We start from the raw sequence: 13,608 nt of genomic DNA on the forward strand, positions 1-13,608 counted from the left end.
AAAACAATAACTGTGCAAGAAACGGCCCCGAACAGGGCCGCAAAAGGGGGCTATCCGGCCCGAACCGGTGCCACCGAGTGGCGATTGATCAGGGTGGGGGTATAGATCCGGCTCTGGGTCGCGTCACTCTCCCCCGCCGCCAGCTGAATGGCCAGCTTGGCCGCCTGGGCCGCCATCAGCTCAATGGGATAGCGCATGGTGGAGAGCTTGGGGCGCAAATATCTGGCATAGATGATGTCATCGAAGCCCACTACCGAAACCTCCTCCGGCACTCGCAGGCCGTTGTCGGCCAGCACTGAGATGGCGCCCGCCGCCATGGCATCGTTATAGGCCACCACGGCGGTCACCTTGAGCCCCTTGGCCAGCAGGTTGAGCATGGCGCGCTCGCCCCCCTCCTCGTTCGGCGTGCCGCTCTCGATAAGCTCGGGATCGGCTGCCAGACCGGCTTCCATCAGCCCATCCTGATACCCCTGCAGACGCAAGGTGGCATCCTCGATGGCGTGATCCGAGCTGATAAAGGCAATATGGCGGTGGCCCAGCTCGATCAGGTGGCGAGTCGCCGTAGCCGCCCCCAGCCGATTGTTGAGGGCGATGCAGCGCCCCTTGAGGGCCGGAATATCGCGGTTGATCAGCACCATACCGGGCACTCGCATGGCGTAATCGTAAAGTTCCTCGTCGCTCAGCGCCTTGCTGTGCACCACCAGCGCCTCGCAACGCTTGCCGATCAGCAGCTCGATCGCCTCACGCTCCTGACGCGCCTTGTGAAAACCGTTACCCATCAGCAGGTGAAGGTTCTGCTCGACGGCGATGCCGGAGACCCCCTTCACCAGTGCACCGAAGAAGGGATCCGCCACGTCACCGACCACTACCCCCATGGTGTCGCAGGTCTGGCTGACCAGTGCCCGCGCGTTGGCGTTGGGGGTGTAGCCCAGTTCGGCCATGGCCTTCTGCACCACTTCGCGAGACGCGGCACTGGCCTTGGGGGAGTTGTTCATCACCCGTGAAACCGTTGCCACCGACACATTGGCCAAACGGGCGACATCCTTGATGGTGCTCATGCTGTTTTCACTTCTTTCACTGTGCAATAGAGCGCCATCATACCCAGCAAACCCTTTGAAAACAGAGGTGAAACGCATATCTGCCATCAGGATGATCACAAAAACAGTGTAATCGTTTACACTGTTTTGCAAGCAAGCTCACAGTTTGGTCGCCACACCCTCGGCTAGACTGCTTCCAGACACTTTTTCAGTGGAGAGCAAGATGAATGTTCTGGTCACCGGCGGTTGCGGATATATCGGCAGCCACACCTGTCTGGCCCTGCAAGCGGCAGGTATGAATCCCGTGGTGGTCGACAACCTCTGCAACAGCAAGCGCAGCGTATTGACTCGAGTCGCGGCTATCAGCGGCCAGCAACCAGTGTTCTATCAAGGAGATATTCGCGATGCCACCCTGCTGGACCGGATCTTCGCCGAACAGCAGATCGACGCAGTGATCCACTTTGCCGCCCTCAAGGCGGTCGGTGAGTCGACTCGCATTCCACTGGATTACTACGAGAACAACCTCGGCGGCACCCTCACCCTGCTGCAGGCGATGAAGCGGGCCAATGTGCACAATCTGGTGTTCAGCTCCTCGGCGACCGTCTACGGCGATCCCGCCAATCTGCCGATCCGCGAGGATTTCCCCCGCAGCGCCACCAACCCCTACGGACGATCCAAGCTGATCATCGAGGAGATCCTCGAAGATCTGCAGCTGGCCGAGCCCCACTGGAGCATGACCCTGCTGCGCTACTTCAATCCGGTCGGCGCCCACGAATCGGGCACCATGGGTGAAGACCCGCAGGGGATCCCCAACAATCTGATGCCCTATATCACCCAGGTCGCCATCGGCCGTCGCGACTGCCTGTCTGTCTTTGGAAACGATTACCCCACCCCGGACGGCACCGGTGTGCGCGACTACATCCACGTGATGGATCTCGCCGAGGGGCACGTCAAGGCACTGCAACACTGTGCCGGCAAGGGTGGCGTGCACACCTATAACCTGGGCACCGGTCAGGGCCAAAGCGTGTTGCAGCTGGTCGCCGCCTTCTCCGCCGCCTGTTGCAAGCCGCTGCCATTTCGCATCGAACCGCGCCGCCCGGGCGACATCGCCGCCTGCTGGGCCGATCCGGCCAAGGCCGAGCGCGAGCTGGGCTGGCGGGCGACCCGCAACATCGACGCAATGTGCGCCGACAGCTGGCGCTGGCAATCCGCCAATCCAAACGGTTACGAAGAGTAGGCCTGCCTGCTCCCTGTTAATAGACGACCCTATTTTTCAATACCTTATTCAGGAGAGATGATGTTCAACCCCGTCGATCATCCCCATCGCCGCTTCAACCCGCTGACCGGCCAGTATGTGCTGGTCTCCCCCCATCGGGCCAAACGCCCCTGGCAGGGACAGGTGGAGAAGGTGAGTCAGGCCCCCAAACAGGCCCACGATCCCGACTGTTTCCTCTGCGCGGGCAACACCCGGGTCACCGGCGACATCAACCCCGACTACAAGGGCACCTTCGTTTTTACCAACGACTTCGCCGCCCTGATGCAGGATACCCCGGCCGCCAATAGCGCCAGCGATCCCCTGCTGAAGCTGGAAGCCGCCCGCGGCACCAGCCGGGTCATCTGCTTCTCGCCGGATCACGGCAAGACCCTGCCCGAGCTGCCGTTGCTCGCCATCGAAGGGGTGATCACCACCTGGAGGGATCAGGTCGCCGAATTGTCGGCCCAGTGGGAGTGGGTGCAGGTATTTGAAAACAAAGGGGCCGTTATGGGCTGCTCCAACCCGCACCCCCACGGCCAGATCTGGGGCAGCGATTTCCTGCCCAACGAGATCGCCCGCGAAGAGCAGCACCAGCGTGACTGGCTGGCCGAGCATGGCCGCCCCATGCTGCTGGAGTATGTGGAGCGGGAGCTGGCGGATCGCTCGCGCATCGTGGTAGATACCGAACACTGGCTTGCCGTGGTCCCCTTCTGGGCCGCCTGGCCGTTCGAAACCCTGCTGCTGCCCAAGGCGCACGTCCCCTCCATGCTCAATATGACCCAGGCCCAGCAACAGGATCTGGCGGTAGCGCTCAAGGAGCTCACCAGCCGTTACGACAACCTGTTCGAGTGCAGCTTCCCCTACTCCATGGGCTGGCACTTTGCCCCGCCCAAATCGGATTGCCCCGAGGCGTGGCAGTTGCATGCCCACTTCTATCCGCCCCTGCTGCGCTCCGCCACCGTGCGTAAATTCATGGTCGGCTTCGAGATGCTGGCCGAAACCCAGCGTGACCTTACCCCCGAGCAGGCTGCCGAGCGGCTGCGTGCCCTGAGCCCCGTTCACTACAACCAGACCAGCCACACCAATGAGGAGGCCCTATGACCCCCAGCCAACGCGTCAGCACCGTTTTTGCCGAGCAATTTGCCAAAGCGCCCGATCTGCTGGTGCGCGCCCCCGGTCGCGTCAACCTCATCGGTGAACATACCGACTACAACGACGGCTTCGTGCTGCCCTGCGCCATCGACTACGAGACCTGCGTTGCAATCGGCCTGCGCGATGACCGGCAAGTGCAGGTGATCGCCGCCGACTACGACAACCAGCGCGACCAGTTCGACCTCGACCAGCCCATCGAGCACCACTCCAACCAACGCTGGAGCGACTACATCCGCGGCGTGGTGAAGTATCTGCAGGAGCGCGGTTATGCCCTGCGCGGCCTCGATCTGGTGGTCTCCGGCAACGTGCCGCAGGGGGCGGGGCTCTCCTCCTCTGCCTCGCTGGAAGTAGCCATCGGTCAGGCCTTCAAAGAGGCGCTGGGGCTCGACATCAGCCAGGCCGAGATCGCCCTCAACGGCCAGCAGGCGGAGAACAAGTTCGTCGGCTGCAACTGCGGCATCATGGATCAGATGATCTCCGCCAGCGGCAAAACAGACCACGCCCTGCTGCTCGACTGTCGCTCGCTGGAGACCCGTCTGATACCCATGCCGGCGGATCTGGCGGTGCTGATCGTCAACTCCAACGTGCGTCGCGGTCTGGTGGACAGCGAATACAACACCCGCCGACAGCAGTGCGAAGCGGCCGCCCATCACTACGGGGTCAAGGCGCTGCGCGACCTCGATCTGGCCGGACTGGAAGCGGGCAAAGCCGGGCTGGATGAGGCCTGCTATCGCCGTGCCCGCCACATCGTCGGTGAAAACGCCCGCACCCTGGCGGCCGCCGATGCGCTGGCGAGCCACGACCTGACCCGCCTCAGCGAGCTGATGGCCGAATCGCACGCCGCCATGCGCGATGACTTCGAGATCACAGTGCCCGCCATCGACGGGCTGGTGGAGATCATCAAGGCTAAAATCGGCACCGATGGCGGCGTGCGGATGACTGGCGGCGGCTTCGGCGGCTGCGTGGTCGCCCTGCTGCGCCCGGAGAAAGTGGCCGAGGTGATTGCCGCCGTCGAGGCGGAGTATCCGGCCATCTCGGGCCTCAAGGCCGACTGCTACGTCTGCTCTGCCAGCGCCGGTGCAGGCAAGCTATGAGCAGCGCCATGACCCCGTTCGAGCTGGAAAATGAAGAGGGGCTGCGGCTGCGCGGCCTCGACTTCGGCGCAACCCTCACCTCCCTCACCCTGCCGGTGGCGGGCAAACGGCGCGAAGTGCTGCTGGGTTGTGCCGACAACGCCTATCCCACCCAACAGGTGTGGCTGGGCGCGGTGGCAGGACGCTTTGCCAACCGCATCGGCGGTGCCGAGCTGGTACGTGATGGCCAGCGCTGGCCGCTGAATGCCAATCAGGCCCCCAACTGTCTGCACGGCGGGCAGGCAGGCTTTCATCGCCAGCGCTGGCAGATCAAGGAACTGGAAGCAGATCGGGTCAAGCTGGCGCTGCTCTCCCGAGCGGGGGATCAGGGCTTTCCCGGCAATCTTCGGGTCACCCTGGAGTACCGGCTGGAGCAGAACGATCTGGTGGTGGATTTCATCGCCAGCACGGATGCCACAACTCCGGTCAGCCTCACCAGCCACGCTTACTTCAATCTCGATGGGCAAACCGATGGCGGCGATATCCGTGACCACCTCATCAGCATCAATGCCGACCACTTCCTGCCGACCGACCCGAACGGTTTGCCGATCACCATCACTCCGGTGGAGGGGCCATTCGATCTGCGCCGCGAGCGCCTTGTCGGACTGGATTGGCTGAGCCATCCCCAACAGCAACAGGCCAAGGGGTACGATCACGCCTTTGTGCTCAACGGCCCGGCGCAGGAGTGGGCTGCTCACGTGGTATCGGGTGACAGACAGCTGGCGATGGAGGTCTATACCAACCAACCCTCGCTACAGTTCTATACCGGCAACTGGCTGGCCAATACCCCGAACCGTAGCGGCCTGTCGCACCGGGATCACGACGGCTTCTGTCTTGAGGCGCAACAGCTACCGGACAGCCCCAATCGCCCCGAGCTGGGCAACCCCTGGCTGCTGCCTGGCGAGCGTTATCATCACCAGACCCGCTACCGCTTTATCCGCGACTAACTTAAAGAATTCATGATTTTTACATAGCCTCAGCAGTCACAATCGAGCAAGATATGCCGCCCCGAGACCCTTTCGGGGCGTTTTTACATCAACGAAGTTAAGGATTGTTTGTTCGATGACTGACACTTATAGCCTGCTGGTCGCCTTTATTCTGGGCGTCGTCGAGGGGCTGACCGAGTTCCTCCCCGTCTCCTCCACCGGCCACATGATTATCGTCGGCCATCTGCTGGGCTTTGAAGGGCCCAAGGCTGCCACCTTCGAAGTGGTGATCCAGCTTGGCTCCATCCTCGCCGTGGTCGCCGTCTTCTGGCGCCGCCTGTTTGGCCTGATTGGCATCCACTTTGGCCAGAAGCCCTCTCAGGATCATGCCACCCTGTCGCTGATCCACGTCATCCTCGGCATGCTGCCCGCCATCGTGGTCGGTCTGGCCATCCACAGCTGGATCAAGGCCAACCTGTTTGGCCCACAGACCGTGATGTACGCGCTGGTCGCGGGGGGCATCCTGCTGATCATCGCCGAGAAGTTCCGCCCGGCCGTCACAGCTGAAACCCTGGATGACATCAGCTACAAGCAGGCGTTCGGCATCGGTCTGTTCCAGTGTCTGGCCCTGTGGCCCGGCTTCTCCCGCTCCGGCGCCACCATCAGTGGTGGCATGCTGATGGGGATCAGCCGTCACGCCGCCGCCGAGTTCTCTTTCATCATGGCGGTGCCCATGATGGTGGCGGCCAGTGGGCTTGATCTCTACAAGAGCCGCGATTTCCTCTCGATGGCCGACTTCCCGATGTTTGCTGTGGGCTTTATCACCGCCTTCGTGGTGGCGATGTTTGCGATCAAGACCTTCCTGACATTGATCCGCCGCATCGACTTTATCCCGTTCGCCATCTACCGCTTTATCGTGGCGTTCGCCGTCTATCTGGTGTTTGTCGCCTGACCGGCAGCCTGCAATGAAATGAGAAAAGGGACCAACTTGGTCCCTTTTTCTATGGCGTCATGGTGCTCAATAGAGGTGCTGGCTGATGCCGTTCAGCAGCCGCGACAGCCCTTTGGTGAACTGCACCGGCGCATCCTGCACCGTGTAGCAGAGGCAACCGTCCGGCGTATGCGGACTGTGGGAGTGGCTGGCATCGCGCCAGATGAAATCTCCCGCCTTGTAAAGGGTATCGCCATCCTGAATATTGCCAGCCAGCAGCAAGGTCAGCTCATAGCCCTGATGGGTGTGCTCTGGGATGCGGCCGCCCGCTTCGATATGGAGCAGGCTGGCGCGCGCGCCCATCTCGTCCAGCGGCAGACTCTGCTGACGAATGGCCCCGATATGCCGCCACTTGGGCGAACGGTAGCGGGCCAGCACCCGTGGCAAATGGTAGGCGTGACCGGCTACCTCCAGCTCGCCGGGCTGCGTTCGGGGCTGGTCATGTGTTGGCTCGGAGGGGGGCTCTGCCAGCGGCTGCGCCAGAATATCCGCCAACATGGCGTCGAATCCGGCGTCCAGTCCCACTTCATCACGGGAGGCCAGCTCGGGCTCTGCTGGCGAGGCAAGATATTGCTGCGCCAGCTCCTCTTCGAATGTCTTCAGTCGGGCAGCACAATCGGGGCAGAGTTCACAGTGAGCGGAGAGTCCCACCGCCAGCGGCAGAGGTAGCTCGTCGGCGGCGAAGGCGCGCAGCATAGGGTCGGTCGGATGGGCTTTAATCATGGCCTTGCTCCACTTGCTCTTTCAGTTTCTGTAACGCCAGTCTGAGGCGGGACTTGATGGTACCGAGCGGCACGCCGAGTCTCTCCGCCAGCTCCTGCTGGGAGAACTCCTGCAGATAGATGCCGCGCACCACCTGCTGTTGCGGCTCCGGCAGGGTGCCCAGATAGTGGGCCATCTGACGAGTCAGCACCGCATCCTCCCCGCCGCTCAGGTGCTCCTCTTCGGCCTGAAACTCCAGCACCGGCCACAGCTCCTCGGCACAGAGATCCTCCTTGCTGGCGCGACGACGGCGCAGCATGTCGAAGCACTGGTTGCGCATCACGGTATAGATCCAGGTGGTCGGCGCCCCCTTCTCGGGGTGGTAGAGGCGCGCCTTCTGCCACACCAGCAGCATGGTCTCCTGCACCAGCTCCATGGCGTTGGCCTCGCTGCCGAGGTGGCGCAAGCCGTAGCTGCGAATACGCGGCGCAAAGTGTTGGAACAGGCGGGCAAAAGCAGCCTTGTCGGCCTGCTCTGCCACCCTGATCAGCAGAGATTTGAGGTCGCCATCCGGGTTATCCATCACGGGCGAAGTCCTGCGTATGGTCGAGTGTGGTTGGCCAGTATATGCCATTGCGCCATCCCTTTGGTGTGCTGTCGAACATGCTGTGGTGATAACTTGTACGGCCCCGCGGCGCTGGCAGATCAGCGGGTCAGAAAAAATCAGTGACTGGCCACCAGCACCCCCTTGAGCAGGGCGATGGCGGGCTGATTGTCGGCAGCGGCCAGCAGCAGCTGCTTCTGTTCAGGGGGGATCGGCAGCACCTCCAGCCAGCGCTGGGCCACCCAGTTGCCATCGTCCCAGCAGGGGGCGGGATAGAGGGTGGCATAGTCGGGATAGTCGGCAAACACCTCCCGCAATGCCTCGACTAGCGGTTGCTGATCGGGATGGAGCCGGCGGGGCGGCCAGGCCGTCAGCGGCGTCACCTCGCCGATACGCAGGCCATCGGGCTCCTGCCACAGATCCTCTATCTGCACCCGCTCCATCCCCTGCACCGTGATTCCCAGCATTCCGTCCGGCAGCCGGTCGAAATCGATGATAGTGACCCGGGTGGCGATGGGCAGCATGTTGCGCAGGGCGTCGGGCTGGCGAGGGTCCACCATGCAGAGGGCAAAGCCGGACTCCCCCGCCTCGGCGATCATCCGCTGGTATCTCGGTTCGAAGATCCTCAGCGGCATGACGCCGCCGGGCAGCAGGTGGGCAGATAGGGGAAACAGCGCCAGTCGCATCGCAAACTCCTCGGTTGGGAACCTCTGTTGATACGCCGGGCCAGAGGGAGGAGATCATTCCCGTCATCGGAAAGGAAAAACCCTTAACAATCAGGGGAAAATAGCCTAGACAAGCCGCTTCGATATGCAGTAGAAATGGATAAGCACCGTAATTTCCGCCCAATATTCTGGAATATGGCGCCAAACGCAGTGAAATATCCGCCCGACAGCGAGCGGCGGGTCATCCCTATAGTTTTCTCGGGCCGATGCGGGTAAAATTCACGCCCTTATATATCAGTCATTTTTCGACGCGCAACCTTGGTGGTCAGTTATGAAAGAGCATATTCATCATCTACTTGAACAAACGGTAGCCAATCTCAAGTCAGCAGGCGTCCTGCCGGCGGACCTGGAAGCCCGCGTGCAAGTAGACCGATGCAAGGAAAAAGCTCACGGCGACCTGGCTACCAACCTGGCCATGCTGCTGGCCAAACCAGCCCGCAAGAATCCCCGTGAGCTGGCGGCTGCCATCATCGAGCACCTGCCTGCCTCCGACCTGATCGCCAAGGTCGAGATCGCCGGCCCCGGCTTCATCAACTTCTTCTTCGACCAGCGCTGGCTGGCCGGTCAGGTCGAGGCCATGGTGACCTCTGCCAACGCCAACGTACGGTTGCCCGCGCCACAAACCGTGGTGGTGGACTACTCCGCCCCCAACGTGGCCAAAGAGATGGCGGTGCACCACATCCGCTCCACCGTACTCGGTGACGTGGCTGCACGCGCGCTGGAGTTCCTCGGCCACAAAGTGATCCGCGCCAACCACATCGGCGACTGGGGCACCCAGTTCGGCATGCTGATCGCCTATCTGGAGAAGATGTCCAACGAACACGCCAGCGACATGGCACTCAAGGATCTGGAAGCCTTCTATACCCAGGCCAAGCGTTGCTACGACGAAGACGAAGCCTTCGCCGAGCGTGCCCGTAACTACGTGGTCAAGCTGCAGGGCGGCGACGAGTACTGCCGTACCATGTGGAAGAAGCTGGTCGACATGACCATGGAACAGAACCAGATCAACTATGACCGCCTGAATGTCTCCCTGACCAACAAGGACATCATGGGCGAGTCCATGTACAACGACATGCTGCCGGAGATCGTGGCCGACCTGAAAGCCAAGGGGCTGGCGGTCGAGAGCGAAGGCGCTACCGTTGTCTTCCTGGACGAGTTCAAGAACAAGGATGGCGAGGCCATGGGCGTCATCATCCAGAAGAGCGATGGCGGTTTCCTCTACACCACCACCGACATCGCCTGTGCCAAATACCGTTATGAAACCCTGGGCGCCGACCGTGTCATGTACTTCATCGACTCCCGTCAGCACCAGCACCTGATGCAGGCCTGGACCATCACCCGCAAGGCGGGCTATGTGCCGGAATCCGTACCGCTTGAGCACCACGCCTTCGGCATGATGCTGGGCAAGGATGGTCGTCCCTACAAGACCCGTTCCGGTGGCACCGTCAAGCTGGTTGACCTGCTGAACGAGGCCGAAGAGCGCGCCGCCGCCCTGCTGGAGAGCCGCAACAGCGACCTCTCTGCCGAAGAGAAGGCCAATGTGGTCAACGCCATCGCCATGGGCGCGGTCAAGTATGCGGATCTCTCCAAGAACCGTACTACCGACTACATCTTCGACTGGGATCTGATGCTCTCCTTTGAAGGCAACACTGCCCCTTACCTGCAGTACGCCTACACCCGTATCCAGTCCATCTTCCGCAAGGCCAACATCGATGCCGAAACGCTGACCGGCAACGTGACCCTGAACGAAGAGGCCGAAGAGGTGCTGGCCCAGAAGCTGATCCAGTTCTCCGACGCGGTCAACGGCGTGGCCGACAAAGGCATGCCGCACCTGCTCTGTACCTACCTGTACGAGTTGTCCGGCAACTTCATGACCTTCTATGAAGCCTGCCCGATCAACAAGGATGGCGTGGACGAGGCAACCCGTCAGAGCCGTCTGCTGCTGTGCGCCGCCACCGCCAAGGTACTGAAACTGGGCCTCGGCGTACTGGGCATCCATACCCTGGAGCGCATGTAATAGATGGCAACCCGGGATTATGTCGGCAGCCGCCCGCGACGTCGGGCGGGTGGCCGCAATACCAAGAAAGCGGCCCCTCGCCGCTTTCCTGTTATTCCAGTGCTGCTGGTCGTGGCACTGCTGGCAGGCTTTGGTGGCTTCCTTTACATGATCAATGGCAAGGGCAACGATGCCCCCACCATTGAGGAGCAGGTAAAGGCCAACAAGCCAAAAGCGCAGAATAACGGGCTGCCTCAGGAGAAGTGGAGCTACATCGAACGGCTTGAGAACAAGCAGGTCGATATCATAGAGCCGCCGACCCAGCCGGGTGTGCTGCCGCCACCACCGGCAGATACCATGACCCTGCAACCGGAAAAACTGCCACAGCCGGTGCCGACCGACATTCCCCAACCGGGAACGCCCATCGGCCAGCCCAAGCCCTATCAGCCCAATCCGGCGACCACCCCTTCCACCTCGGGTGCACCGGTTGCCAGCGCGCAAGAGCAGGTGATCGACCGCAAGGCAGAACGGGAACGGATGGAGCGAGAGATCCGTGCCGAGCTGGAACGGGAGCGGGCCGAAGCGGCCAAGGCCAAAGCCAAAGCGGCGACCCCGCCAGCCCAGACCGCAGCCGCCGACAGCGGTCGCTACATGATGCAGTGCGCCGCCCTGCGCTCGCAGGATTCCGCAGAGTCGCTCAAGGCGCGTATCGCCTTCACCGCCGGCCTCTCCTCCAGCCTGCAGGTGATCAATGGCGCCAACGGCACCGTCTACAAGGTGATGGTCGGCCCCTTCAACGGCAAGGCGGCCGCCGACGCGGCCAACAGCAAGCTGCAGAGCTCCGGCATCAGCGGCTGCATTCCCAAGAAAGGGTAATCCGCTTACCGATGACGCAGGGCCGGGTGGCAACACCCGGCCCTGTTCTTTTGGTGTCACTCGCCCCCCACCCTGATTGCTACCCCGTTTATCCCGACCAAAGGCAGGGTTGAAAAGCCCGTTTGCCATCCCCATCTTTCTTGCCATGCACAGTCAGGCCGTCATTCGGCTCAAGCGAGGTAAGTAAAGTGACTACCATAGTTTCAGTTCGCCGCAACGGTCAGGTCGTCATCGGTGGCGATGGCCAGGTCTCTCTTGGCAACACCGTCATGAAGGGAAACGCCCGCAAGGTTCATCGTCTCTATAACGGCAAGGTGCTGGCCGGTTTCGCTGGCGGTACCGCCGACGCCTTCACCCTGCTCGAACGTTTCGAAGCAAAACTGCAGGCCCATCAGGGTAATCTGGAGCGCGCCGCCGTGGCGCTGGCCAAAGATTGGCGCACCGATCGCGCCCTGCGCCGCCTCGAAGCTCTGCTGGCCGTGGCCGACGAACACAAATCCTTCATCATCACCGGCAACGGTGACGTGGTGCAGCCGGAGCACGATCTCATCGCCATCGGCAGCGGCGGCAACTTTGCCCAGTCCGCCGCCATCGCGCTGCTGGAAAACACCGAGCTGGATGCCAGGACCATTGTCGAGAAGTCCCTCAAGATTGCGGGCGACATCTGCGTCTTCACCAACGGCAACCACACCATCGAAGTGCTGGACTACGCAGCCAAATAAGGCCGCTAGCCAAACCCAATTTCCCAAGGGGCGGGCACTACCCGCCCCGGATACAGGAACACCATCATGTCCGAGATGACCCCGAGAGAAATCGTCCACGAGCTGGACAGACACATCATTGGTCAGGCCGATGCCAAGCGCGCCGTTGCCGTTGCCCTGCGCAACCGCTGGCGCCGGATGCAACTCAACGAAGAGATGCGCCATGAAGTGACCCCGAAAAACATCCTGATGATCGGCCCGACCGGTGTCGGCAAGACCGAGATCGCCCGTCGTCTGGCCAAACTGGCCAACGCCCCCTTCATCAAGGTGGAAGCGACCAAGTTCACCGAAGTGGGCTATGTCGGCAAGGAAGTGGACAGCATCATCCGCGATCTGACCGATGCCGCCATCAAGCTGGTGCGCGAGACCGAGATGGAGAAGATGAAATACCGCGCCGAGGAAGCCGCCGAAGAGCGCATCCTCGACGCCCTGCTGCCCAACCCGCGCAACACCTGGGGTGAAGAAGAGAAAGCCGACAACTCCAACACCCGCCAGATCTTCCGCAAGAAACTGCGGGAAGGTCAGCTGGATGACAAGGAGATCGAGCTGGAGCTCTCCGCCTCCCCGATGGGTGTCGAAATCATGACCCCACCGGGCATGGAAGAGATGGCCAACCAGCTGCAGGGACTGTTCCAGAACCTGGGTCAGAACCAGAAGAAGAAGCGCAAGATCAAGGTCAAAGAGGCCATGAAGGCGCTGATCGAAGAGGAAGCGGCCCGTCTGGTCAATCCGGAAGAGCTGAAGCAGAAAGCCATTGCTGCGGTCGAGAACAACGGCATCGTCTTCCTCGACGAGATCGACAAGATCTGCAAGCGCGGCGAAAGCTCCGGCCCCGATGTCTCCCGTGAAGGGGTACAGCGCGACCTGCTGCCGCTGGTTGAAGGTTGCACCGTCAACACCAAGCACGGCATGGTCAAGACCGACCACATCCTGTTTGTCGCCTCCGGCGCCTTCCAGATCGCCAAGCCGTCCGACCTCATCCCCGAGCTGCAGGGCCGTCTGCCGATCCGGGTCGAGCTGACCGCCCTGACCACAGATGACTTCGAGCGTATCCTGACCGAACCAAACGCCTCCCTGACCGATCAGTACAAGGCGCTGATGGCCACCGAAGGGGTCAACATTGAGTTCACCAAGGATGGCATCCGCCGTCTGGCCGAAGCGGCCTGGCAGGTCAACGAGCGTACCGAGAACATCGGTGCCCGTCGTCTGCACACCGTGATGGAGCGCCTGATGGAAGATATCTCCTACGACGCCTCCGAGAAGTCCGGCGAGACCTTTGTCATCGACACCGACTACGTCGACGCCCACCTCGGTGCGCTTGTCGAGGATGAGGATCTGAGCCGCTTTATTCTGTAAGCGCAGTTCTGTTTGTAAAAAAACGCCTCCAGCAATGGGGGCGTTTTGCATTTTAAGCCCCAGCCCCCTTCTCTCTATGTCCCACTCGCACCCA

At 61.6% G+C, this 13,608-nt stretch carries 13 protein-coding genes; 9 read left to right on the forward strand and 4 right to left on the reverse strand.

The window, feature by feature from the left end; genetic code table 11:
• Positions 1 to 50: 50 nt before the first annotated feature.
• Entirely contained in the window at positions 51 to 1,058 is a 1,008-nt protein-coding gene (locus tag AB5Y90_RS05980) for a substrate-binding domain-containing protein (protein WP_041915397.1), read from the reverse strand.
• Positions 1,059 to 1,260: 202 nt separating this feature from the next.
• Between AB5Y90_RS05980 and galE the strand changes: the two genes are divergently transcribed.
• The 5 genes from galE (at position 1,261) to bacA (ending at position 6,455) form a co-directional block, all read left to right on the forward strand.
• A complete protein-coding gene (gene galE, locus AB5Y90_RS05985) occupies positions 1,261 to 2,274 on the forward strand; it encodes a UDP-glucose 4-epimerase GalE (protein ID WP_368166659.1) in 1,014 nt (337 codons plus the stop codon).
• 60 nt (positions 2,275 to 2,334) lie between these two features.
• The gene (locus AB5Y90_RS05990) at positions 2,335 to 3,393 is read left to right on the forward strand and encodes a UDP-glucose--hexose-1-phosphate uridylyltransferase (RefSeq protein ID WP_227274329.1); all 1,059 of its coding nucleotides are present in this window, start codon (positions 2,335 to 2,337) and stop codon (positions 3,391 to 3,393) included.
• Positions 3,390 to 4,538, forward strand: a complete 1,149-nt coding sequence (gene galK / locus AB5Y90_RS05995; protein WP_368166660.1) for a galactokinase — start codon at positions 3,390 to 3,392, stop codon at positions 4,536 to 4,538. The genes AB5Y90_RS05990 and galK overlap by 4 nt, the downstream gene beginning before the upstream one ends.
• Positions 4,535 to 5,524 (forward strand): galactose-1-epimerase, encoded by a 990-nt coding sequence (gene galM / locus AB5Y90_RS06000; RefSeq protein ID WP_368166661.1) that lies wholly within the window; start codon positions 4,535 to 4,537, stop codon positions 5,522 to 5,524. Before galK ends, galM begins: the two co-directional genes overlap by 4 nt.
• 115 nt (positions 5,525 to 5,639) lie before the next feature.
• Positions 5,640 to 6,455, forward strand: coding sequence for an undecaprenyl-diphosphate phosphatase (bacA, locus tag AB5Y90_RS06005; protein WP_167571508.1), 816 nt, complete (start codon positions 5,640 to 5,642; stop codon positions 6,453 to 6,455).
• 66 nt (positions 6,456 to 6,521) lie between these two features.
• Here the strand turns inward: bacA and AB5Y90_RS06010 are convergent, their stop codons facing one another.
• The 3 genes from AB5Y90_RS06010 to AB5Y90_RS06020 all read right to left on the reverse strand — a co-directional run bounded on the left by AB5Y90_RS06010 (position 6,522) and on the right by AB5Y90_RS06020 (position 8,486).
• Complete coding sequence (locus AB5Y90_RS06010) at positions 6,522 to 7,217, reverse strand: ChrR family anti-sigma-E factor (RefSeq protein WP_307895962.1); 696 nt, start codon at positions 7,215 to 7,217, stop codon at positions 6,522 to 6,524.
• Positions 7,210 to 7,779, reverse strand: coding sequence for a sigma-70 family RNA polymerase sigma factor (locus AB5Y90_RS06015; protein ID WP_005355542.1), 570 nt, complete (start codon positions 7,777 to 7,779; stop codon positions 7,210 to 7,212). Before AB5Y90_RS06015 ends, AB5Y90_RS06010 begins: the two co-directional genes overlap by 8 nt.
• A gap of 140 nt (positions 7,780 to 7,919) precedes the next feature.
• On the reverse strand, positions 7,920 to 8,486 hold the full coding sequence (locus AB5Y90_RS06020; RefSeq protein WP_368166662.1) for an LON peptidase substrate-binding domain-containing protein: 567 nt from the start codon (positions 8,484 to 8,486) through the stop codon (positions 7,920 to 7,922).
• 310 nt (positions 8,487 to 8,796) lie between these two features.
• On the opposite strand from AB5Y90_RS06020, the gene argS reads away from it, so the two are divergent.
• From argS to hslU, 4 genes are all read left to right on the forward strand, one after another.
• Entirely contained in the window at positions 8,797 to 10,542 is a 1,746-nt protein-coding gene (gene argS, locus AB5Y90_RS06025) for an arginine--tRNA ligase (protein WP_005355547.1), read from the forward strand.
• 3 nt (positions 10,543 to 10,545) lie between these two features.
• Positions 10,546 to 11,397: an SPOR domain-containing protein gene (locus AB5Y90_RS06030; RefSeq protein ID WP_139430100.1), complete on the forward strand. Its 852-nt coding sequence runs from the start codon at positions 10,546 to 10,548 to the stop codon at positions 11,395 to 11,397.
• A 188-nt stretch (positions 11,398 to 11,585) separates the two neighbouring features.
• The gene (gene hslV, locus AB5Y90_RS06035) at positions 11,586 to 12,119 is read left to right on the forward strand and encodes an ATP-dependent protease subunit HslV (protein WP_005342555.1); all 534 of its coding nucleotides are present in this window, start codon (positions 11,586 to 11,588) and stop codon (positions 12,117 to 12,119) included.
• Positions 12,120 to 12,185: 66 nt separating this feature from the next.
• On the forward strand, positions 12,186 to 13,514 hold the full coding sequence (hslU, locus tag AB5Y90_RS06040; protein WP_368166663.1) for an HslU--HslV peptidase ATPase subunit: 1,329 nt from the start codon (positions 12,186 to 12,188) through the stop codon (positions 13,512 to 13,514).
• The last annotated feature ends 94 nt before the right edge of the window (positions 13,515 to 13,608 follow it).

This window comes from Aeromonas sp. R4-1 (assembly GCF_040908325.1).
Lineage (GTDB): Bacteria > Pseudomonadota > Gammaproteobacteria > Enterobacterales > Aeromonadaceae > Aeromonas > Aeromonas veronii.